18 protein-coding genes are annotated in these 23,937 nt (G+C 41.9%); 9 read left to right on the top strand and 9 right to left on the bottom strand.

Annotated elements, in window-relative coordinates:
- The first annotated feature begins 31 nt into the window (after window positions 1–31).
- Entirely contained in the window at window positions 32–454 is a 423-nt protein-coding gene (locus IQ276_RS21665) for a tellurite resistance TerB family protein (protein ID WP_185568462.1), read from the top strand.
- Window positions 455–561: 107 nt separating this feature from the next.
- On the opposite strand, the gene psb35 is transcribed toward IQ276_RS21665, so the two are convergent.
- Both psb35 and IQ276_RS21655 read right to left on the bottom strand, forming a co-directional pair.
- On the bottom strand, window positions 562–789 hold the full coding sequence (psb35, locus tag IQ276_RS21660; RefSeq protein ID WP_190881830.1) for a photosystem II assembly protein Psb35: 228 nt from the start codon (window positions 787–789) through the stop codon (window positions 562–564).
- Between the two features lie 199 nt (window positions 790–988).
- Window positions 989–3,421, bottom strand: coding sequence for a transglycosylase domain-containing protein (locus IQ276_RS21655; RefSeq protein WP_193922579.1), 2,433 nt, complete (start codon window positions 3,419–3,421; stop codon window positions 989–991).
- A gap of 664 nt (window positions 3,422–4,085) precedes the next feature.
- Here IQ276_RS21655 and folK point away from each other — a divergent pair.
- The 6 genes from folK (at window position 4,086) to IQ276_RS21625 (ending at window position 14,307) form a co-directional block, all read left to right on the top strand.
- The gene (folK, locus tag IQ276_RS21650) at window positions 4,086–4,586 is read left to right on the top strand and encodes a 2-amino-4-hydroxy-6-hydroxymethyldihydropteridine diphosphokinase (protein WP_255264414.1); all 501 of its coding nucleotides are present in this window, start codon (window positions 4,086–4,088) and stop codon (window positions 4,584–4,586) included.
- Window positions 4,587–4,956: 370 nt separating this feature from the next.
- Entirely contained in the window at window positions 4,957–5,505 is a 549-nt protein-coding gene (locus IQ276_RS21645; protein ID WP_235115860.1) for an NUDIX hydrolase, read from the top strand.
- Between the two features lie 7 nt (window positions 5,506–5,512).
- Entirely contained in the window at window positions 5,513–6,358 is an 846-nt protein-coding gene (locus IQ276_RS21640; protein WP_190881826.1) for an ADP-ribosylglycohydrolase family protein, read from the top strand.
- 625 nt (window positions 6,359–6,983) lie between these two features.
- Window positions 6,984–7,793, top strand: coding sequence for a prohibitin family protein (locus IQ276_RS21635; RefSeq protein ID WP_193921212.1), 810 nt, complete (start codon window positions 6,984–6,986; stop codon window positions 7,791–7,793).
- Window positions 7,794–8,497: 704 nt separating this feature from the next.
- Entirely contained in the window at window positions 8,498–13,450 is a 4,953-nt protein-coding gene (locus tag IQ276_RS21630; protein WP_235115859.1) for a PAS domain S-box protein, read from the top strand.
- Window positions 13,451–13,662: 212 nt separating this feature from the next.
- On the top strand, window positions 13,663–14,307 hold the full coding sequence (locus IQ276_RS21625; RefSeq protein ID WP_309245602.1) for a hypothetical protein: 645 nt from the start codon (window positions 13,663–13,665) through the stop codon (window positions 14,305–14,307).
- 187 nt (window positions 14,308–14,494) lie between these two features.
- On the opposite strand, the gene IQ276_RS21620 is transcribed toward IQ276_RS21625, so the two are convergent.
- The 6 genes from IQ276_RS21620 to IQ276_RS21595 form a co-directional block, all read right to left on the bottom strand.
- Window positions 14,495–15,802 carry a CO2 hydration protein gene (locus IQ276_RS21620; protein ID WP_235115858.1) on the bottom strand — a complete coding sequence of 436 codons (1,308 nt, stop codon included), beginning with the start codon at window positions 15,800–15,802 and terminating at the stop codon, window positions 14,495–14,497.
- Window positions 15,789–16,394, bottom strand: coding sequence for a CDP-alcohol phosphatidyltransferase family protein (locus tag IQ276_RS21615; RefSeq protein WP_190881819.1), 606 nt, complete (start codon window positions 16,392–16,394; stop codon window positions 15,789–15,791). The genes IQ276_RS21620 and IQ276_RS21615 overlap by 14 nt, the downstream gene beginning before the upstream one ends.
- A 216-nt stretch (window positions 16,395–16,610) precedes the next feature.
- On the bottom strand, window positions 16,611–18,173 hold the full coding sequence (locus IQ276_RS21610; RefSeq protein WP_193920743.1) for an NADH-quinone oxidoreductase subunit M: 1,563 nt from the start codon (window positions 18,171–18,173) through the stop codon (window positions 16,611–16,613).
- A gap of 90 nt (window positions 18,174–18,263) precedes the next feature.
- A complete protein-coding gene (locus IQ276_RS21605; RefSeq protein WP_193920745.1) occupies window positions 18,264–18,995 on the bottom strand; it encodes a carbonic anhydrase in 732 nt (243 codons plus the stop codon).
- A gap of 66 nt (window positions 18,996–19,061) precedes the next feature.
- Window positions 19,062–20,921, bottom strand: a complete 1,860-nt coding sequence (locus tag IQ276_RS21600) for an NAD(P)H-quinone oxidoreductase subunit F (protein WP_193920747.1) — start codon at window positions 20,919–20,921, stop codon at window positions 19,062–19,064.
- A 395-nt stretch (window positions 20,922–21,316) separates the two neighbouring features.
- The gene (locus tag IQ276_RS21595; RefSeq protein WP_193920750.1) at window positions 21,317–21,502 is read right to left on the bottom strand and encodes a hypothetical protein; all 186 of its coding nucleotides are present in this window, start codon (window positions 21,500–21,502) and stop codon (window positions 21,317–21,319) included.
- A 469-nt stretch (window positions 21,503–21,971) separates the two neighbouring features.
- Here IQ276_RS21595 and IQ276_RS21590 point away from each other — a divergent pair, with 469 nt between their 5' ends.
- The gene (locus IQ276_RS21590) at window positions 21,972–22,190 is read left to right on the top strand and encodes a hypothetical protein (protein ID WP_193920752.1); all 219 of its coding nucleotides are present in this window, start codon (window positions 21,972–21,974) and stop codon (window positions 22,188–22,190) included.
- Between the two features lie 185 nt (window positions 22,191–22,375).
- Window positions 22,376–23,473 (top strand): sensor histidine kinase, encoded by a 1,098-nt coding sequence (locus IQ276_RS21585; RefSeq protein WP_235115857.1) that lies wholly within the window; start codon window positions 22,376–22,378, stop codon window positions 23,471–23,473.
- A 74-nt stretch (window positions 23,474–23,547) separates the two neighbouring features.
- On the opposite strand, the gene IQ276_RS21580 is transcribed toward IQ276_RS21585, so the two are convergent.
- A complete protein-coding gene (locus IQ276_RS21580; protein WP_190881816.1) occupies window positions 23,548–23,844 on the bottom strand; it encodes a DUF3288 family protein in 297 nt (98 codons plus the stop codon).
- Window positions 23,845–23,937: the final 93 nt, after the last annotated feature.

The following is a 23,937-nucleotide window of genomic DNA, read 5'->3' as shown; positions in this document are numbered from 1 at the left end:
TGGAAGCCTGAATCTACCAGAGGAGGCAACAATGGTTACCCATTCCAATGTGAAAAACTTAGTTAAAATCCTGATTGGAGCCGCTTGGCTCGATGGCAGAATTCAACCAGAGGAACGGCAATATCTCCGGGAAATAGCTCAAGCGAAAGGTTTGGCTAGCGATCCAGAAATTAAGCCTTGGCTGTATGAATTAGTTCCCGTACAGCCAAAAGAGTGCTATGAATGGGTGAGAGAGTATTTAGGCGATCGCCCTAGCCTGGAAGATTGTGAAAATTTGATTGAGGCCATCAGTGGCTTAATTTACAGCGACGGCGATGTTGCGATCGAAGAAGCTAGACTCCTGACCGAATTGCAAGATATAGCGAAGCCGAATGGGTCAACCCAACCGGCTCACACTCAACTTCTCAAACAAATTCAAAAGCTTTACCGCCGTTGGGTTGAAGTTCAAAACTAACAGGGAATTTTGAGTTATGAGTTGGGAGTTTTTAACTCTTGTGCAGACGCGATTCATCGCGTCTCTCTTGTACAGACGCGATTAATCGCGTCTCTACTCAACACTCTTTATGACTTCGGTTCACCGAGACCCGGAGTTTCTTCTTTATTTACCTTAGGCACAAAATCAGGACGCTCTTTGCTTTCCCAGCCTGCGGGGCGTTTTGAGTTGTACCAAGCTATTGAACCAATGGTGACAGCAGCAATAAAACCAACGACATACACCAAGGTAAAAGCTACGGGAAAATGAGGGCCATTTGCTGCGGCTGGTGCTGCTGTTTGCATCAATAAATGCATGGGTATATTCTCCAAGCTTAGGTAACACTATTTAACACAATATAAAATCAGCGTATCACCTAACATCCCCCTGTAGTTTGAGCAACTTCATATTGCAGAGGGAAGAGGGGCATGGGGCATGGGGCATGGGGGCAGAGGAAGAATAATAACTCTTAACTCCTCACTCAGCACTCAGCACTCAGCACTCCCAATGCCCAATTTATTGTCCAGAAGGTCTAAGTCTATCCCGCCAAGATGGCTGTGATGATGATGAACCTGAGGAACCCGAACTATTTGCTGGAGAGGAGGATCGGCGAGTTCTTCGAGGTGGGGGAGAATCAGATTCTACTCTTCTAGAGCGTCGCCGTGGGCGAGATGATTCTGAGGAAGAGTTACTAGAAGTTGATTCTTCGCTGCTGCGATCGCGTCTTCTCCGTCTTGGGGTATAGTTGTTGCTTGATTGCTGTTCTTCTTGATAATATCTCCTCCTGCTTCTACGCCTCCTTGATGAACCACTATTTTCTTCAGAATTTCTAGAAGTTTCCTGCTCAGAATCATCATCTTTGGAGGCAATAGAACGATTCAGCACTTGTTTGGGTTTAATTGACTGTGCTTTGATAGTGCCTTTACGACCCTCTAACTTTGGTCGTTTGGGAAACTTTTCTACGGGCATTCCTTCTACCGCTTTTTCCATGAATTCGTGCCAGGTGTAAGCGGCGCTACCACTGCTGCCATAGGTGGGGCGGTTGTTATCGTTACCTAGCCAAACTCCTGTCACCACTTGGGGAATGTAACCAATAAACCACAAATCGCGGGCTTCATCGGAGGTGCCGGTCTTGCCAGCAACTGGTCTGTTAGGTAATTGGGCGGCGCCGCCAGTCCCGGCTTCCACAACGTTGCGTAGCATCCAAGTCATGATAGCGGCACTGTCAGCATCAAGAACCCGCTTCGATTTGAAATTAGCTGACCAAATCACTTTGCCTTCACGGTTGATGATCCGACTGATACCATGAGGTTCTGTGTGCAATCCTTGGGTTGCAAAACTGCCGTAGGCGCTGGTTAATTCCAGGAGATTTACTTCATTGGAGCCGAGAGCTAGGGAATAAGTCGGCTTGAGTTCAGATTTAACCCCCATGTCATGGGCAAGTTTAATCGTTGGCGTAAAGCCTACGTCAATCAACACCTTCACCGCAATGATATTAATGGAGCGGGTGAGGGCGTCTCGTATGTTCATTGAACCGTAGAACTTTTCACCATAATTTTTCGGTTCGTAGCCGTCTACGACTAAGGGTGCATCCAAGTAGCTATCGTAGGGGCTTTTACCGCTAGCGATCGCAGTTGCATAAACAAATCCTTTAAATGTCGATCCTGGCTGCCGCTGTGCTTGGGTAACCCGATTAAACTGGTTTTTGCCAAAGTCTTTTCCCCCCACCATTGCCTTGATTTCACCGCTACGGGGATCAATGGCAACCATTGCCGCTTCTTTAAAGTTCTCCCAGCGTCCTTGATTTCGCAGGGTTTTGGCAACGGCTTCTTCTGCTGCTTTCTGCCAAGTCGGGTTCAGGGTAGTTTCCACTACTAAACCTCCAACGGACAACACATCAGCAGAAACGTACTTGGGCAATTCTTTCTGGATGTAGGTAGTAAAGTAGGGTGACTCTACTTGCAGTCGCTTGGGTAAACTGGTTTTCAGAGTTAGCGGTTCTTGGACGGCTGCTTGCCTTTGCTCAGGCGTAATAAATTTTTCTTCTTGCATCCGTAACAATACCAGATTTCGCCGCTGTTTGGCAGCTACTGGATTTTTGTCTGGGGCGTACAAGCTGGGCGCAGGAGCTAATCCAGCAATCGTTGCCATTTCGGCTAAAGAAAGTTGATCTGGAGATTTACTAAAGTATACCGAAGCGGCATCTGCAACACCATAAGCGCCAGCTCCCAAATAAACCAGATTTAGGTAACGCTCTAAAATTTGATCCTTGGTTAATTCTGACTCGATTTTTTGTGCTAAACGGATTTCCTTGAGTTTGCGCCAGACTGTTTGCTCTTGTTTCAAAAACAGAATCCGGGCTAGTTGTTGGGTGATGGTGCTACCACCTTCTACCACACCTTGCGATCGCAAATTATTCAAACCCGCTCTGAGAATTCCTTGAGGATCAACTCCGTTATGTTGCTGAAATCTTCTATCTTCTGAGGCTATGAAAGCTTTTTTTAAATTATCTGGTATCTGCTCCAGCTTTAGCTGCTCTCTGGCTGCTTCACCTTGTTGTTGTAATATAGTGCCATCGGCAGCTTTGATGGTCAGTGTTTGCTCTCTAACCACAGCATTGAGTTCAGCTTTATCCGGCAAGGTGCTATCTATTACACTGACACCATAGATCAAGGCAACTATCCCACCACCCACACCCAAGCCTGCCCAAAACCAGATCCGACGATAGATTGGTTTATTACCAGTTGCCTGATTAGCCCTCATTCTTGATGGTAAAATTTTCATTTTGCTCAGTAACTGCCTCGCCTGTGCCACATGTGCTGGTGGTAAGCTTTCATTTGTTGTGGATTCCTCGTGTTGATGATGATTACCAGGTGGCAATCGCGGTTCCTCGTTAGAGTCACTCAAATTAGTTGGTCTTGGCTTGAACCAGGAGGTGAGCTTCCCCATGTCAGTTTCTCGATCAAAGTAGTAACTACTTAACCACCATCAATTAAGCTTTGGGGTCATAGCACCACGTTGTGTTAGTATACTATTCTATAAATAATTAACTCAATTCACTATTAATAAAGAATTCAAGACTGAAAGTAAATAAGTATTTTTTTATACAACTAAATAATTTTAATTGACTAAGCCTAAGCGCTGGTATATTAAAGCTTACGTAAAAAATATCCAATTATTCTTGTGGGGTGGATATCTTGTCCGCCCTTAGTTACGCCTGGATGAGACGCCTAGCCCACAAGTAGTGGTAACTTATTTATTGGTAATCCCTGAATGCTGACCAAGCCCCGTTGGGGCGGGAGTCGGGAGTCGGGAAAAAAATAGCGACCCCAACCACCGGGATATAAGCCCCGTCTTTTAAGACGATTGCAAAGGCCCAAGGTCTCAAGCCCCGTTCAATCCTGTCTTCCCCACTCCCTAGTTCCTACTCCCTACTCCCTTCTTGTTGACGACCGACTTATGAATTCTTGTTCAAAAAATAATGTTTTTTCGATTTAATGAATTGGGTTTTGTAAAAATACTGCAAGATTCATCAGTATTCGGAATATCAAAACTATTGACATTTACCAAAAAAAGTGCAGGAGAGTATCCGCAAAAACAACCTGAAAACGGCTTGCCGAAGGTAAAGCGTGCGAAAACTGCCCTTGCCCTTGGTAGTAATATGGGAGATTCACAGGCAATTTTAGAAGCTGCGATCGCAACTTTAGCCCAAACCCCAGGCATTTCTTTAGAAGCCAGATCCAGTTGGTATAAAACTAAAGCCGTAGGTCCACCACAGCCAGACTACTTAAATGGGTGCGTCACATTACAAGTGGAAATGCTACCCCAGGAATTATTAGAAAGTTTACTAAAAATTGAACGACAATTTGGGCGCGTGCGTCAAGAACGTTGGGGACCGCGTACCCTGGATTTGGATTTGTTATTATATGATGACTTTATTGTGGATGCACCAAACCTCCAAATCCCCCATCCTGGAATGCGCGATCGAGCTTTTGTGTTATTACCCCTTGCAGAAATTGCCTCAGATTGGGTAGAACCAGTTTCTGGGTGTCTTATTAAAGAACTGCTCAAAAAGGTAGACTGTTCAGATGTACATTTATTGATGGGCAATTAAAATTACCATCCAAAAACTTACAAGAGTGCTAATTTTGCCTCCGTATTGCAAAACTTTGCGGATTCTATAGCTATAAGTTGTAAAATATAGACATATTCCCACAGGCAATGACCTAATTTAAAAAGGTGAAAGTCTTAATCTAGTTTGCAAAAACCACAACTTATGCAGCTTCTTCCTTTGTTAACCTCTAGTCTAGAAATAGCGAGGTAATCAAATCAGGAATTTGTCAACAAAAGTAGTCCTGAATGCATTCTGGAGATGGGATAGAAGTTGTTTAGTTCAGCCATGAAACTAAAACTTCTAAACTAATGAAATTGGATATTTATCCATATTAATTTTCAACTATTTACAGATAATCAGATTTTTTACTATGCCATTAGGTAGAGAATTACCACAACTGTTGAAACAACGCTTGTTTTATAAAGGACGCAAGTTTGACTTTGAAGTTAATCGCTTGCGTTTACCCAATAAAGCAGAAGGAGAATGGGAGTGTATTCGTCATCCCGGCGGCGCCCTAGCTGTGCCTGTGACCCCAGAAGGTAAACTTGTACTTGTGCGCCAGTATCGTTTTGCAGTTCAGGGACGGATATTAGAATTTCCGGCGGGAACTCTGGAATACAATGAAGATCCCTTAGAGACGGTAAAACGGGAAATTCAGGAAGAAACTGGCTACAGTGCCGAAAAATGGCAGAAATTAGGAGAATTTTTCCTAGCGCCTGGTTATTCTGATGAAATTATTTATGCTTTTCTGGCTCAAGATTTACAAAAGCTGGAAACACCACCAGCCCAAGATGGAGACGAGGATATCGAAACTGTATTTTTGACTCCTGAGGAACTAGAAAAAGCTATTCTTCAGGGAGAGCTAATAGATGCTAAAACAATTTCTAGCTTTTTCCTGGCGCGTCCATTTTTAGTGTAGTACCAATATGCTGCTAGAGTTAGCGATCGCAGATGCCTACGGTGCAGGCTTTGAATATGCTGACGAGATGATTGTTAACAACGATTTGAGTCGATACGTGCAACACCCGCGTTTTCGACTCATTCCTGGTAGCTACACCGACGATACCCAGATGAGCATTGCCATTGCCGAAGTAATTGTTGCTCAAGCACCGTGGACGCCAGAAGTTTTAGCCGAAAGCTTCGTTACAGCCTTCAAACGCGATCCTAGACAAGGTTATGCGAGAAACTTCTACAATTTTCTGGTAGAAATCCAAAGTGGGGAAGAATTTTTAACAAAAATTCGCCCTGACAGTGACAAAAGCGGGGCGGCGATGCGTGCAGCCCCCATTGGCGTTTATGCGACACCAGAAAAAGTCATCGAAGCGGCAACAATTCAAGCCGCAATTACTCACAATACACCAGATGGAATCAACGCTGCTGTTGCCGCTGCCCTGATGTCACATTACTTTATCTATCGACTGGGAGCAAAACGCAAATTAGGACAGTTTTTAGAAGGTTATGTATCTGGGCAGTGGTCTAAACCCTGGCAAGGTGAAGTAAAATCCAAAGGCTGGATGAGTGTCAGGGCAGCCATTACTGCGGTAATGCGAAATGACAGCATGAGCCAACTTTTACAAGATTGTATCGCTTTTACCGGTGATGTGGATACAGTGGCGGCGATCGCACTGTCCGCCGGTTCTTGTAGCGAAGAAATTACACAAGACATCCCCAATCATCTCGTCACAGGCTTAGAAAATGGAGCTTATGGTCGAGATTACCTCATTGAATTGGATCGGCAGCTGATGAGTTTAGTCATTGAAGGGCAAATTTAGCTTCTCCAATACTACGGGTTTTCGATAGAATTAAAGTATTTTAGATATACTAAAGCTACCTAGTGCTGTTAAAGTGTATTATAAAATCTTAGTTTTGGCGATCAAATCTTTGATTAACTCTCTGCGTTCTCTGCGCCTTTGCGGTTCAAAATTAATTTGAACACACAGATGCGGACAATACAGAGATAAGTTTTATTTTGTTGAACATATAAACCACTCACTTAGAGATTGACTATTCATATAGGAATCCGATTTGATTCCTGAAAAAATCTAAGTATGTGTAGGATGTGTTAGGCGTAAGCCGTAACGCACCAAAAGCTTTGGGGAAGGTGCGTTAAGCAACGCTTTCACACCCTACGTGTATTTCAAAAATCAAATAGGAGTCCTATAGACAATACTATTCTATGTCCTTGACTAAAGTGAAATAGAAATTGACTTAGAGCCAAAGTTATAAGAGCATGACGAGAAGAAGCATACAACTCCTAAATACAGAAGGTTTCAAGGAACGTGAAATATACAAAGATTCGTCTGGTAGCCAGGTATAAACCCTGTTTTATTTCTGGATTCTGAATTTTGAATTCTGCTGTATCTGTCTGTATGCAAGACGCATAAATTTTTCAGATAAATGAAAAAAAATACAAATTTTAACCGTGCTGGTAAACTGACTGCTCTTTTGTTCTTGATAACTCTCTTGCTCACCCCTTGCGTGATTGTAAATGCAGGAGAACGTGGCGTTTTAATGAAATTTGGCGAAGTCCAAAACCAGATATTAGGAGAAGGAATTCACTTCATTATTCCTGTATATAATACTGTCGAAAAATTGAGTGTGCGAGTCCAAAAACAACAAATCTCTGCGGAAGCTTCTTCCAAAGATTTACAAAATGTTTTTACAGATGTGGCTCTAAATTGGCATATTATTCCTCAGGAAGCGAATGCAATTTTTCAACAAATTGGAGATGAGCAAAATGTTGTTGAACGAATTATTAATCCAGCGGTTGAAGAAGTATTAAAAGCAGTAATGGCAAAGTATACTGCTGAAGAAATTATTACTAAACGAGGAGAAGTCAAAGGCGAAGTAGATGATGCATTAACTACACGCTTAAATAGTTATCACGTTGCAGTTGATGATATTTCTCTAGTTCATGTCCATTTTTCAGAACGATTTAGTGAGGCCGTGGAGGCAAAGCAAATTGCTGAGCAAGAAGCGAAACGAGCAGAGTTCATTGCTTTAAAAGCAACAAAAGAGGCTGAAACACAAGTGAATTTAGCAAGAGGAGAGGCGGAGGCACACAGATTATTGCGTGACGGTTTGACTCCAGAAATACTGCAAAGGCAAGCAATAGAAAAATGGGATGGGAAGTTGCCATTAATTGTCAGTAAAGAAGCTCCAAAATTGATGAATATCGGTGAATTTTTAAAATTTAATCCAAATTAAAATTACTTTTGATAAAAAAAAATAGCAGAATTCAGAATTTAGAACTAATCCAGTATGATTGGTATATCAGACCTACCTTGAAAAAGAGAGTAGCAGGGTGGTTTCATACGAAAAAAGAAAAATACATAAGTCTTGATTTCTCGTTTTGTGGCATGGCTTTTTACCCCACTTCCATTCCTCTCCCCCACTGGGGGAGAGGCTTTGAAACGCAGTTTTAGTTTTTCTTTGCTTGTATGAAACCACCCTGAACTTGAAAAAGAGAGTAGGGAGTGGGTAGAGACGCTATTAATGGCGTCTGTAGGATATATTCCTTTTTTATCCTTATTTGTGGGATTTTCCCGTGATTAGCTGTCTTTAAAATGGGGGCTGGGCACTGGGAAAGGAATATTTTCATGCCTTCGTTGTGTAATTTATTACATGATCGGCTGTCTTGAAAATAGGGAGTAGGGGTTTAGCAATGCTGAACCCCTACAGTGTGTAGGAGGTAAAAGATTTTAATATTCTTTTTGTGTAATTTATTACATGTTCTTATGTGTTAAAAATAGGAAGTGGGGAGTAGGGGATAGATATTTTTATCTTAGTTGTACTCCCCTAGCGTGCGCTTGGCGCTGACTTTGTTCATTTTGTCTAATCTTTAATTTATGGTTTACTATTCAGTCTGATTCCAAAATGATTTGTAATTAAAAATTAACTCAATCACTGACATGGATGCTCAAAAAATCAAAATTTTATTAGTTGATTATAACTTAGAGAATTTGGATTTTTTATCAGATATCCTTCAAGACCAAGGTTATCAAGTGCAAAGTCTTATTTATGGACAACTGGCAATCAATACAGCGCTTCCTTGTCCTCCTGATTTAATTTTGCTAAATGTTATTATGCCAGACATAGATGGTTATGAAGTTTGCCATCAGTTGAAAGATCACTACAAAACTCCAAATATTCCGATAGTTTTTTTTGGCACTTCAGATGAATTATGTCAAAAAATCAACGTCTTTGATTTTAACGATGTTGATTATATTACTCAACCATTCAAACCTAAAGAAGTTTTATTCCGCATCCAAAATCAACTCAATATTCAAAGACTAAAAAAACAGTTAAAAGAAGAGATTCAAGAACGTCAGCGCCTGAGAGTTGAGTTAAATATTCGCAATAGACAAACACAAGAAATTTTTCCAGAAATTAGCGTTAAGAAAGCTTTACCAACAAATTTTAAAATTCTGGAAGAAAGTGGGATTAAGCTCCGCACTCATAACTTAGTACTAACACAATTAGCACAAAATCAAACGCTTTATCAGGGTGATTTGAAAGCAGCCTTGAGTGCGATTACAGAAACAGCCACCCAAAATATTGGAGTGGAACGAGCCAGTGTGTGGCTGTATGACGAAACAATGACAAAAATCCAGTGTCTTGACCTATTTCAGGCGAGTCAGAATCAACATAGCGAAGGAGTTTCCTTATCGGTAACAGACTATCCAGCTTATTTTGCAGCTTTGCAGCAAGACCAGCTAATTGTCACAGATAATGCCCACATTGATCCTAGAACGAAAGAATTTTCGGCGTCTTATTCAAGATTAGGCATCACTTCCATACTCGATACACCCATCAGGTTGGAGGGAAAAACAGTAGGAGTTTTATGTCTGGAAGCGGTGGGGGGTGTCCATTCTTGGACATTAGAAGATCAAAATTTTGCTCGTTCTCTGGGAAATTTAGCCTCTCTGGTAATGGAAGTACGCTCCCGCCAACGCGCAGAAGCGGCGCGACGCGCTTCTGAAAAAAAGTTAGCATCAGCTTTTCGCTCATCTCCCGATCCAATTGCTTTAATTACTGTTCCTGACAAACGCTATATCGAAGTTAACGACAGCTTTTGTCGGTTTTTTGGTTATTCTCGTTCTCAAGTGATCGATCGCACCGATGGAGAATTGAATATTTGGGCAAATCCAGAAGAATATAATCTCCTCACCCAGATCCTGCAACAAACTAAAGCCATTCGCAACCACGAAGTTGATGTTCGCACTTGTTCCGGAGAAATCAGGACGACCTTGTTTAGTGCGGAAATGATCGACATTGACGGACAATGGTATGTGCTAGGCACCGCCAAAGATATTACTGAACGCAAGCAAGCAGAAAATGAAAGCCGTTTGTTGCTGTTAACAACCCAAGCCATCACTCGCGCCAGTGATGTCAGCAACGCCTTAGGAGTGGTCTTGGGGTTAATTTGTCAGACCATTGGCTGGGATTTTGGGGAAGCCTGGATACCCAATGAAGATGGCACCGTTTTAGAACACAGTCTGGGTTGGTATGGAGAGGAAAACAGTTTAGAAGAATTCTGCCACCAAAGCAAAAGTGTTAAATTCCCTTTAGGAGTGGGACTACCAGGGCGAGTTTGGCAGAACCAGGAGGCAGAATGGATAGAGGATGTTTCCCAAGTGAGAGAGCCGATTTTTTTGCGATCGCCACAAGCCGCAAATGTCGGATTAAAAGCTGGTTTTGGCGTTCCTATCTTGGCTGGTGACGAAGTATTAGCTGTTTTAGTATTTTTTAAACATAGTTCAGTATTAATTGATCGGCGTTTGCTCTTACTAGTAAGTGCTGTTGCTGCTCAGTTGGGTGGGTTAATTAAGCGCAAACGCGTTGAACAACAACTGGGTTTAGTCAATGAACGTCTACAATATCTGCTCACTTCTAGTCCTGTAGTTATTTATAGCAGCAAAACATCAGAAGACTTTAGCACTACTTTTATTAGTAAGAATGTTAGAGCAATGGTTGGTTACGAAGCGCAGGAATTTATTGAGAATTCTAATTTTTGGCTCGATCGCGTCCACCCAGAAGATGTTGAACTAATTTCCAAAAAATTTTCTCAGTTAGTTGAGCAGGAGTACAAATCCTACGAATATCGGTGGTTACACGCTGACGGAACTTATCATTGGTTCTACGAAAAGATGAGATTAATTCGTGACGAAGCTGGTAATCCCATAGAATGCGTTGGTTATTGGGCAGATATCAGCGATCGCAAGTTGGCAGAATTGGCTTTGCAGGAAGGTAGACAGCGATATCAACTTTTAGCAGAAGCTTCGCCAGCTTGTATATTTTATACTGATGTTGAAGGTAATGTATTATATTTTAATCAACGCTGGAGTGAAATTACTGGTTGCACCGTCGAAGAATCTCTGGGTACAGGTTGGGCAAATGCCATACATCCAGATGACCGCGAGCAGCTGTTAATAGCATGGAATCAAGCAAGAACATTTGGCAGTAAATATAAATACGAACATCGCTTCTGGCATAAAAATGGCACAATCATCTGGGTAATTTGTCAGGCTTTGCCCGAATTTGGAGAAGATGGAGAAATTAAAGGCTACATCGGTATGATTACAGATATTACCGAGATAAAATTGGCCGAAGAAGCTTTGCGCGAGAGTGCAGAGCGAGAAAGAGCGATCGCCGAAGTGATTCAAAGGATGCGTCAAACACTGGATTTAGAGACTATATTTGCCGCCACAACCCAAGAATTACGGCAAGTACTTAATTGCGATCGGGTTGCTGTCTATCGTTTCAATGGCAACTGGAGTGGGGAATTTATTTCTGAGTCAGTAGCAGAGGGTTGGATTTCGCTGATCGAAGAACAAAAAAATGACCCCCGTCTGACAGAAAATGTCTTAGAAAATGGCCGTTGCCTAACGAAAATCTTGGATGGGGCAGATAACCAAGGGCAAGATACCTTCTTTCAAGGTGTATACACACAAGATGCAAGTTTCCGCTCCATTCCTGATATCTACAACGCTGGGTTTCGTCCCTCTTATATCAAACTCTTAGAACGCTTTCAGGCAAAAGCTTACATTATTGTGCCTATTTTATCTGGTAATCACCTTTGGGGGTTACTGGCGAGTTATCAAAATTCCGATCTCCGCCAATGGAAGCCAGAAGAAGTCAACATCGTAGTTCAAATTAGCAATCAGTTGGGAGTTGCTTTACAGCAGGCACAATTGCTCGCACAAATGCAAAAGCAATCACAAGCACTGCAAGAAGCTGTGATTGTTGCTGATGCTGCCAACCGCGCCAAAAGCGAATTCCTCGCCAACATGAGCCACGAACTACGTACCCCACTCAACGCCATCCTTGGTTTTACCCAACTCATGAGCCACGATGGTGCTTTATCTACCGAACATCAACAAAACTTAGCAATCATCAATCGTGCAGGCGAACATCTTCTCAACTTAATTAACGACATTCTGGAAATGTCTAAAATCGAAGCTGGCAGAATTACATTGAATCTGGGCAGTTTTGACTTAATTCGCCTCTTGGAAAACCTCGAAGAAATGCTGCGTTTCCGCGCCACCTCCAAAGGATTAGAATTGGTATTTGAATATACATCTGACCTGCCCCAGTTCGTACAAGCCGATGAAAGTAAACTGCGTCAAGTCTTGCTGAACATCCTGGGAAATGCAATTAAATTTACCGATACTGGGAGGGTGACGTTGCGGGTAGGGATGGGAACTGGAGATTGGGGACTGGGGACTGGGGACTGGGAAGCAAAAGGGGGAAAGCTGCATAAGTCTTTCTCTTGTGCCCAATCCCCAATCCCTAATCCCCAATCCCTAATTTTTGAGATCCAAGACACTGGTTGCGGTATTGCCCCAGAAGAAATTAACTTGTTGTTTGAAGCTTTTGGGCAAACTGAAACCGGAAGGAAATCCCAGCAGGGAACAGGACTGGGTTTAGCAATTAGCCGTAAATATGTGCAACTAATGGGGGGAGATATTAGCGTTACCAGTACTGTTGGCGAGGGGAGTAGATTTGCCTTTGATATTCAAATTAGCATAGCAGCAGCCAGTGAAGTACACATCAAGCAAATGAGACGGCGAATTTCGAGTTTAGCGCCTGCTCAAAACGAATGCCGCATCTTAGTAGTTGATGACGTTAAAGATAGCCGTTTAGTACTAATAAAAATTCTCACATCCATTGGTTTTGTTGTAGAAGAAGCTGCAAATGGTCAAGAAGCGATCGCACTTTGGCAGCAATGGCAACCACACCTCATATTAATGGATATGCGGATGCCGATTATGAACGGCTACGAAGCCACAAAAGAAATTAAAGCAAGGGAACACAGACAAATCAGCGTAGACGAGCATTTGTGCCGAGAAAAAATCGCAATCCAAAATCTAAGTTGTGCTGGAACCGCACCAAAGGTGCGATCCAAAATCAAAAATCGCAAGACTATAATTATTGCCTTAACTGCTCATGCTTTTGAGGAACAACGAGAGGCAATGATCGAAGCAGGTTGCGATGATTTTATTAACAAGCCATTCCGTGAAGAAGAATTACTAGAAAAATTGAGAAAATATTTAGGAGTCCAATATATTTATCAAGAAGAAATCTATCAGACACAAAACCGAAATCAAGAAGGAGCAGAATCAATGCTGATGCTTACAGATTTAGCTCCTCTGATATCTGCAATGTCACCTGAATGGGTGAAACAGGTGTATAAGGCCGCCGCTCAATGCAGCGACGATCTAATTTTAGAATTGATTGAGCAAATACCATTTGAAAATGCTGCACTGCGAAATTGTCTGACAGATTTAGCTCAGAATTTTCAGTTTGAGAAAATTATGGAGTTGACTAGTATCGCATCAGGCAAAAAATCGGCTAATACATAACATGATCCGACAACTACACGATCAATTCGCTAAACAATATTGGAAAGGTAGAAGTAAGTCGAGAAGTCACAGATGAAGTTCGCCAAATAGATATCTTATTTTCTCCCGCACCTCCGGGCAATGCTGATATTCAATCTCTTGGTTTACTTGGTAGAATTGCGACAACAGCATCGTTATTGGAACCTTTCCGCAATCAGCCCAGTAAAACCGAGGTGCGAAATTGTCTGCTGAAGCTATTTTCTGTTTATGGAGAATCGCAATGCAAAGCTAAACGCGAAAATACATCTTTACCAGACGAAAATTTACCGCGCCTATGGATTTTGGCAACTTCAGCTTCAACGAATTTACTTGAGAGTTTTGGCGCTAGATTAGATACAGATAATTGGCTAGCGGGTGTTTACTTTCTACCTGACTCATTCAGGACAGTAATAGTAGCAATTAACCAGTTACCACTGAGTATTGAAACCCTATGGCTGAGGATTTTAGGAAAAGGACAAACGCAACGCCAAGCCGTCAGCGAATTACTGTCACTTCCTCAAAACAACCCATTACGACGAAATATCCAAGAACTGATTACCAGTTGGCGAATAACTGTCATAAACCAGGAAAACATTACCGAAGATGACCAAGAGGTAATTATGAACTTATCGCAAGCTTACTTAGAATGGCGGGAAGCTACACTGCAAGAAGGACAGCGCCAAGTTGTAGAAAATTTGTTGTGCGTCCGGTTTGGTTTGCTGGATGAGGAATTAGAACGAATAATTGAGCCTTTGCTAAAGTTAACACCGCCGGAGTACAGCCGCTTGTTACTCGAATTATCCCGCGAGGAATTGTTGACAAGATTTGCTAGTAGTTGAATTGGTAAGGCATCAAAAGGAGTCAGAATAGAGAATTCATAATTCAGGAGTCAGAATTCTGAATTAGAATGGGCTTTATGCTTGGCTTTGAGAGTGAAGTTGTGTACTTCACGCTTCTTGAAATCCGCTGTAATTTCCTGATAAATTCTGAATTCTGACTTCTGAGTTGTGTATTCTGACGCTTCTCTTATCGATAATCTTGACTTTGAATACTCCCCAAACGCGCAGCATCACGAATGTTATATTCGGGACGAGTAAAGCGATTTAACTGCATTTCAAAGAATTCTCGATTAGCTTGTAAATGCTTGGGATTTGGGTCATCTAATGGATATAAAAGTGCAGTTCGCAAGGCTTGAATTACCGCAGAAGTAACACAATACATTGAACGTTGAAAACTAACTCCTAACTGAATCAACATATCTTCTTCACCCCGGCAATGTTGGCTGTAATAATCAACAAGATATGGTGGCAAAAAATGCAACATATCTTGCATTAATAATGTGGGGGGAATGCCAGCAGTACCTACTGGAAATACATCAGCGTAAAGAATGCCAAAGTGAAAGTCTTTTTGGTCTTCTGGTACTTGACGTGCTTGAGCATTATAAGATTTTGTCCCTCGGAAAGGTGCGGTGCGGTAGAAAACAGCTTCCACATAGGGTAACGCTGCTTCATACAGCCACATGAAACCCTTGGATTTGGGGATAATTTCGTAGCATTTGCCACGAATATAAACGTGATGGTAAATGGGACGACCTGCGATCGCAAATATACCATTAACTAGGAAGTTCATTGCCTCCGGGACGCTGCTAATAGTGCCTTCGTCATACCTGTCGGACATTTCAAAAAACACCGGCGCCATGACTTCCCAGAACAAACCCAGATTGGCGTAGTATGACATCTGGCGGCACTGTTCCAAAAACATATCAGGGAACAGCTTGTAAAGCCCCAGCATCACTGGGTTGCCTTGGAAGTAAGCTTTAATTGCTTTATCGGCGTTGGCTTTGTATTCTGCTGAATCTAGGTAGGGGTCAAATTGCCCGCCCATACCCCGGTGCCACAACATCGCCCGCATACAAGCTTCGGCAAATTCCATATTAATGCGATCGTGGAACAAGTGATGCAATAACTTGGGCATTTTGAAAGTTTCACCTTTCTCTATAAATGCCAAAAGTTCTGGATGGGCTGTGGCTTCACCGCGCCAAATTCGCAAATCGGCATCATCACCAGCGTAATGATTATGTAGGTCTAAATACTCTTTGGGCAAGAAGTATTTAAAGAAAGGCAATGGGTCTAAAAATACGTTTTCAGCAATATAAAGTAAGTCACGCCAATAAAAGTCCATCGGCACAGCATAAGCTTTGTATAACCCGATGATTTGCATCAAATTTTCTGGGGTATCGGGTAACATTGCCCCGCCTGCTTCTAGGCGATGAATTACTTCAGAAAATTCATGTCTGGAAGGAGGTAATTTAGTCGCTGTTTTAATTGCTGTCATGGTAGTCGGTAATTGGTGTTATTAATTCTTGACGAATATTCAAGGCATGAAAAATGCTTAAAACATCATGTGTCCAAACTGGCAAGATTAGCGTCATGGCGATTTCTTCAACGCTGTAAATTGTCCCAGCGATACAAGTTATCCATAAAGTGACTCCGGCATAACTAAAGCCAAACAGGGCAATAATGGCAATAAAAAGAGTGATTCCCCAAAATTTTGCCGAGTAGGTGTGATAGCTGGCGGGTTTACCATATTTGACTAAATTCACCACCCACCACACGATTTGCACAAAAACAACTATCAACAAAGGGACACGGTAAGCAATCAAAATATCTCGATGTATTAGCCACGCACTGATGAAGATACAGCTAAAAAGGCAGACATCAGCCCAACTGTCGGCTTGCCGCAACTGGGCATTACTAACATTTAGTCGTCGGGCAATAATGCCATCGAAAATATCTGAGAGGAAGGCTGCTACAAAACCAACGATGAACCAAACACTAGTTTTACCATCTAAGGCATCCCACAAGAGGAATGGAGATATTAAAAAGCGAAATAAAACAAGACCACTGGGAACTAATGTGAGATTCATCTTTTCTCCTTAGCAATGCCTACATAATTCTCTTATTTTATGAAGAGAATTCAGAATTCAGGAGCGGAGCCGGAGACGCTCCGCCTCCGGTCAGAATTCAGCATGAATTCTGTAAGACTGGGTGATAGCGCAGCGGTAACGAGTCCGCGAAGGTGTGAATATTGGTTTCAAAACTTGGTTTTTGTAGGCGAAACAAATTTTAAACATTATTCCTGATTAAAACTCTATCGCTTTGTGAGTAGAGTATTCTGAATTCTGAATTCTGAATTCTGACTCCTGATTATACTCCAGTGCTACTTGAGAGTTGGTGGTTTTTTCTATGGAGGGAATTGCAGCTACCATTGTTGTAGTTGTGGATTCACTCCAACGTACTAACCAAGTGGGTTGTATTCCCAAAAAGATGATAAAAGCTGCCAAAATTAAAGCTGGGATTTTCTCAGACCAAAGGACTTTGGGATAATAGGCTAAGTTATCAAGTCTGCCAAAACATGTGCGGTTGAGAAGAATGACAAAATAAACTGCGGTTAAGCCACTAGCTACTACACACAAAATTGTTGAGATGGGAAAGACAGAAAAGCTGCCTTGAAAGACGATAAATTCAGCGATAAATCCTGTTAAACCGGGAATACCTGCGCTAGCCATACCACTTAAAACGAGTAAAGCACTAATTAGGGGTAAACCACGGATGGGACTCATTAAACCATTGAGTTTATCTAACTCGCGGGTGCCGACTTTGGCTTCCACGACTCCCACCAAATGAAAGAGGATGGCCAGGATGATACCGTGGCTGAACATTTGGGCGACTGCACCAACAAGCGCTAGGGAAGTGCTAGCGGCACTAGCTAACAATACATAACCCATGTGACCGATGGAACTGTATGCTACCATGCGCTTGATATCTTTTTGAGCGATCGCAACTACCGCTCCATAGATAGCGCTAATTGCTCCCCAAATTGCCAAAGTCGGTGCAATAATACTCCAAGCATTGGGAAACATACCCAACCCAAATCGCAACAGTCCATAGGTTCCCAGCTTTGCTAAAACGCCGCCCAGAAGTATGGCAATTGGCGCTGAAGCTTCAACATAAGCATCCGGTAACCAAGTATGGAAGGGAACTAAAGGAATTTTGATGCCAAAACCTACTACTATTCCTGCTAGTAAAAGGATTTGTTTTGCTGTTGAGAGGTTTTCTGTAGAGACTGCATCAAAAGCAAAATTGGTAGAACCACTCAACCACACCATCCCTAAGAATGTCGCCAGAATTAATGCTCCCGAAACAGCAGTATAAATCAGGAATTTAATTCCAGCATAAGCCCGTTTTTGCCCTCCCCAAATAGATATTAGTAAGTAGAAGGGAATTAATTCTAGTTCGTAGAACAAGAAAAATAGGAGTAAATTTTCTGCTAAGAAAGCACCTGCAACTCCTCCACTCACTAATAAAATCATCGAGTAGAACAGCCGGGGACGTTCAGTTTCTTTACTGCTGCTGTAAATAGCAATCCAGGTGAGCAGGCTATTTAACACCAACATTAATATAGAAAGCCCATCAACACCTAATTGATAACTCAAACCCAGAGTTTCATTCCAGGGTAAATACTCTTTGAATTGCATTCCGGGATTGCTGATATCAAATTTCAACAGGATAGCAATGTTCCATGCAAAAACTATTCCGGAAAAGTATAGTGCTGCTAAACGAATGCGATTATTAGGGATATTTGCAGGTAATACTGCTATCAATATAGCAGCAAGAATTGGTAGCCAAATTAAAACACTTAACATGATAACTTTGTCCTTTGTTCTTTGTCAGTTGTCCATTGTCATTTGTCAGTTTTAGTGTGTTCTAATGACCAATGACAATGGATGAAAAAACTAACTAACCAGGCTGACTTTACCAGTATCCAAATCGTAGTAGCCACCAACTATCTTGAGTTTGCCTCCATTAATTAACTCAGATAAAACTGATGATGATTTCAACGTTTCAACTTGCACCAAAATATTGGCTTTAGCAGCGTTTTCTAAGCGATCGCCTGGTTTGTCTTTAGACCTTTCTACACCTAGTCTTATCGCTTCAATTAAACTCCCAATTCTTCCTGGGACTTGAGCGCCTTTGATTGTGGCATCTACAGCACCACATCTTTCATGTCCCAGCACCAAAATCACTTTTGAACCTAATACTAAACTGCCAAATTCTAGACTACCAATTTCTTCTGATGTGGCAATATTCCCAGCTATACGGCAGACAAATAAATCTCCCAGTCCTTGGTCAAAAACAATTTCTGAAGGAACTCGTGAATCTGCACAACCTAGAATCGAAGCAAAGGGTTTTTGACCTTTGGCAACTTCGGCTAAACGTGAATAACTTTGGTGGGGGTTTTTACGTTTGCTTTTAACAAACCTATCATTGCCATCTAGTAACTCTTGCAATGCTTTATCAGGAGTTATGTCATCTTCTTTTGCGGGAGATTCTTGTGCTAACGATTTTTCGGGTGCAACTAAGTTGGAAGCAAGTCCAACTGTTACCACACCTGTACCGATCGCACCTGCACCAAACTTCAGTAAATTTCTTCTAGAAACATTGATTTGGGGATGTTGTACGCTCATGGAATTTTCCTCACAATATTAAAGTCAGGTTGTCAAAACGAGTATTAAGTACCCGAATGCTGAGATTTAGAAAATCAAATCTAAAAACTGTACTCCCCAAAATGGCCAACTAACCCACATTCCTAAAGCACCCACTCCTAAAAGCACGGTGAAGGCATAAAACTGGGTTTGACCAGAGGTGCTGTACTTGAGACTTTCGCCACCCAAGAGGGAAAATAAACCAACCAAATTAACAATGCCATCGACTACAAAGCGGTCAATTGTATCGGCAAGTTGGGAAATTTTGGCAACGCTGAAAATAATCGTCATCCGATAAATATTAGGTGTGTAAAAATCGTATGCGATTAAGTCTTGTAGACCTTTCCAAGGCAAACGAATCGGTTTGGGAATATTGCTGAAATAAATCACACCAGTGATAGTGCAACCGAAAATACTCGACCAATTTAAAAGTAGTGCGACATCTTTATTTAGGCTTGCCCAATCTGGTATAAGTGATAAGTTTTGCAAGATGAAAGGAAGATGTAGATTAAAGCCAAGTAGAATCATCATCGGCAGAATCATCGGCCAGTGAGCTTCAGGCGATCGCTCTGTCATTTGTGTAGCTTTACCGCCAAAAAGTAAAGCGAATTCTCTGGTTAAACTCACGGCTGTCAAAGCATTTACCGCGATTATGACTCCCACTAACCAAGGTTGAGTTTCCCACAACCCATCTGCTAATTCCATCAGCGCCCAAAAGCTACCTAGTGGTGGAAAACCAATTAACCCCAAACTGCCGACAATAAAGGCGATTCCGGAAATTGGGCGACGTTTCCACAGTCCACCCATTTGGGTTACGTCTTGGGTGATGCTATTCCAGATAATTCCCCCAGTACTCATTACCAATAGTGCTGCGGAGAGGGCGTGGGTGAGGACTAACAATAGTGCTGCTTCGTCTTGTTGCACTCCCACAGCGATGAATACTAAACCCATGTATGCACTGACAGAATAAGATTGACAGCGTTTCATATCGATTTGAGCGATCGCTATTAACGAAGCACCAAGCGCCGTCACTGCACCAATCCCTACCATTGCTGAGGAAACTAAAGGCGACAGGCTTAACACCGGTTGCAGTTTAATCAACACCCATGCACCACTAGCAACTACTACCGAATTCCGCAAAATCGTACTGGGAACAGGGCCTTCCATCGCCTCATCCAACCACAGATGCAACGGGAACTGGGCACATTTACCCATCGGTCCCGCAATTAAAGCTAAACTCACCAATCCGATTACTGTTGGGTTGACATTGGCTGTACTCGCCCACTCCGCTAATTCTGTGTAATTCCAAGTTTCAGCTAGAGGCCATAACCCCAACACACCCATCAGCAAGAATAAGTCTCCCACCCGTTTGGTTAAGAAAGCATCTCTTGCACCTGTGACAACCAAAGGCTGACTAAACCATAAACCGACTAACAGGTACGTTCCCAGCGTCAGAATTTCCAAAATTACATAGCTGAAGAACAAGTTATTACACAGAACAAGGGCGCAAAGTCCTGCTTCAAATAATCCCAATAGGGAATAGAAGCGTCCCCAACCCCAATCCATTTCCATGTAACCGATGGCATAAATCTGCGCCAGCAAATTCAAGCCAGTGATCACGACTAAAGCGCCGACACTAATGGAAGAAATATCCAAAGCGATGGTCAAGTCTAAACCAGCGGTAGATAACCAAGGGATAAATACTTCTTGGGGTGGATAGTTCCAAGTTGCTTGTAAAGCGATCGCACTATGTACAAGAGCGAAAAATGTCATTACCAAGTTGACATAGCCCGCTGGTCTTGGTCCTGTTTTCCGAATTATCCCCGGTGACCAAGGCACCGCTAACAACCCACCTATTAAGGCATAGCACGGAACTAGCCAAACAGTCTCTAGTAGAAACTGAGCCATCAATCAACCTCTATAAATTTCATCAAAATTTCGCGGTTTTGAATCAACTTGAGTTGATCCCTGTAAACCTAGCATTCGCAAATCAGGCGAATTTATATTTATTTAATCTTGTTAAAAATAGCTTACCCTTATATGCGTCCAAATGGAATTACTTTATTTAAATAAATCTAAGATAATTATGGTAATTAAATCTTATATGTTTACCATTGATTACATAAATAATAGCTATTACTTTTTATCTATGAATTGGGCGTGGTATTAACCTATAGTCATCATTAGTTTTATCGATTGACATTAAATAGGGGCGTACAGCTAGCCCTATGCCCCTATTTAATAGACATTTAAAGGAAAAGAGACGTGATTCATTGGGTCTCTACAAGTCAACTAAATGTAAACTATACTTCTGCAATTTTGTCAATCTGCCAAAAATTAGAAATAATAACAGGCGCTTGGTCAAATTGGCTGATGGGGGCGGGTTTCATGTCCCGGTAGTCCAGGAGTTGGACGAGAATGAGGTAGGCGATCGCTAAAATAACAGAAATCGCACCTGTAAGAATGGCAACTAATTTTGAACGACTCATCAGTATTTCCTATAATGCAAGTTATTGTACTTTAGCTAATATCTACGATTTCCAAGATTAATCTGTCTGATGTATAAAATCTCTTTATTTTTCTCTGTGTCCTTTACGCCTCTGTGGTATGAAAGTTATTTATTTGACCACTCCAGCCGCAGATAACACACAGATAAGAGGTTAGGGACTTCCAAGGCAAAAAATATTCCATAGTAGGTTAGCACAGCTGTGCTAACCGAAAAATGTACAAATAATTTGGGATAATTTATTTTCTGGAAGTCCCTTACAGAGAAACTTATTTTCGATAATTTTTATCCACCTTCAAAAGCCAAAAAGCTTATCTACTAACTATTTCACAATCCAAAATAGTATAAATTTCCCTTAAGCATCGGCTAAAACTCCAGCAAGCTGATGGGTACACTAACTCTAACAAACTAACTGGGATAGTATTAACCCACTTTTGAGGAGTATCCAAACTATGCTGACGCTTTCCGGCTATCAAGTCATTGAACAAATTTACGAAAGTAGTAACTCTGTAATATATCGAGGCTACCGGGAAGCAGATAACAAACCTGTAATTCTCAAAACTCTCCGAGATATTTATCCTTCGCCAGAAAGCATTGCTTGTTATCAGCGGGAATATCACATTATTCACAATCTCCATCTTTCAGGAGTTGTCCAAGTTTACGGTTTGTAAATTCATCAACAACGACCAGTTTTAGTATTAGAAGACTTTGGTGGTAGTTCGTTATCTCAATTGCAGTTAGCTGGAAAAATAGAGTTAGAAGAGTTTCTCCAGTCGGGTATTTATATTGTTGAAAACCTTAGTTTCTGGAGTTTAGACTAGTCTAAACTCCAGAAACTAATGATGCTGGATTAAGGGTGATTCAGTACATTCGGGAGGAATTGAAAAATCAGATTGTGCGGGTGATTTTACGCACAGGACAACCAGGAGATGCGCCAGAAGAATCGGTGATTTTGAACTATGATATCAATGACTATAAGCTGAAGATAGAACTGACTCGCCAAAAATTAATTACAACTGCGATCGCTGCTTTAAGGTCATACCGCGATTTAATCACCATCGAACAACAAACAGCACAATTAACTAAAGCATTGCACGATTTACAACAGACACAATACAGTCTCGTGCAACAAGAAAAAATGTCAGCACTGGGTAGCCTCGTTACAGCCATCGCCCACGAAATTAACAACCCAATTAACTTTATTGCAGGTAACCTCAAACCTGCTGAGAATTATATTCAAGATTTATTAGGATTAATCAAACTTTATCAGCAAACCTTTCCCCATCCAGGAGCAGAAATTGAGGAAGCGATCGCCACAATTGATTTAGACTACCTCCAAGAAGACTTGCCCAAACTCATCTCCTCCCTAAAAGAAGGAAGCGATCGCATCCGTGGTATTAGCACCAGTCTCCGCACCTTCTCTAGAGGAGATAGCGATCGTCAAGTTCCTTTTAATATTCATGAAGGCATTGACAGTACACTACTCATCCTCAAACACAGATTAAAAGCCAATGAACATCGTCCCGTAATCGAAGTAGTCAAAGATTACGGCGTTCTACCTCAAATAGAATGCTTTCCTGGACAACTCAACCAAGTATTTATGAATATCCTCGCCAACGCCATTGATGCCTTAGAAGAAGCTAATAAAGAGCGTAGTTTCCAACAAATCAAAGACAATCCCAATCGGATCACAATAAAAACTACCCTGTCTGAAGATCGGCATCATATCCTCATCCACATTCAAGACAACGGACTAGGAATATCGGAAAACGTCAAGCAAAAATTATTTGATTACTTATTCACTACCAAACCAGTAGGCAAAGGCACAGGTTTAGGATTAGCAATTTCCCGACAGATTATCGAAGAAAAACATAGCGGCAAACTCACAGTCACATCTGAGTTAGGCAAAGGCACAGAATTGGCGATCGCCATTCCAGTGCTGAGTGGGCAGTAGGGAGTGGGGGATGAGGGAGCAGGGGAGGCAGGGGAGGCAGGGGGGGAAATAAACAATGCCCAATGCCCCATGCCCTAATTCCAATCCTGTTCATCTTTCTTGCCGCGACTTTTATAAATACCGCCCAAGTCGTGTAGTTGGCGAGTTTTTTCAAAAAGCTGGGCTTCCGTCAAACCCCACTGCTGCAAGACTTTATCCAAATCTTTTTGAATGTCTCTCGCCCCTGGAAAGCCTTGATAACGAATTCGCAATCTAGCTAATTCTGCTAAATTATATTCTGTCGCTTGTTGAGCGAGTAAGATATCAATAAGGGGACGATCGCGGTTATAAAGAGGATGTTGTTGATCTTTTCCGCCCATTGCTTCACTCATCGTGAGTCCTGAGTATCAAGTGCTGAGTCCTGAGTTTTTAGTTTATCTGACAAAGGGGCATTGAGAGTGCTGAGTTATGAGTGCTGAGTTAGG

Source organism: Desmonostoc muscorum LEGE 12446, assembly GCF_015207005.2.
Lineage (GTDB): Bacteria > Cyanobacteriota > Cyanobacteriia > Cyanobacteriales > Nostocaceae > Nostoc > Nostoc muscorum.
This window is presented reverse-complemented; position numbering and strand designations above follow the sequence as displayed.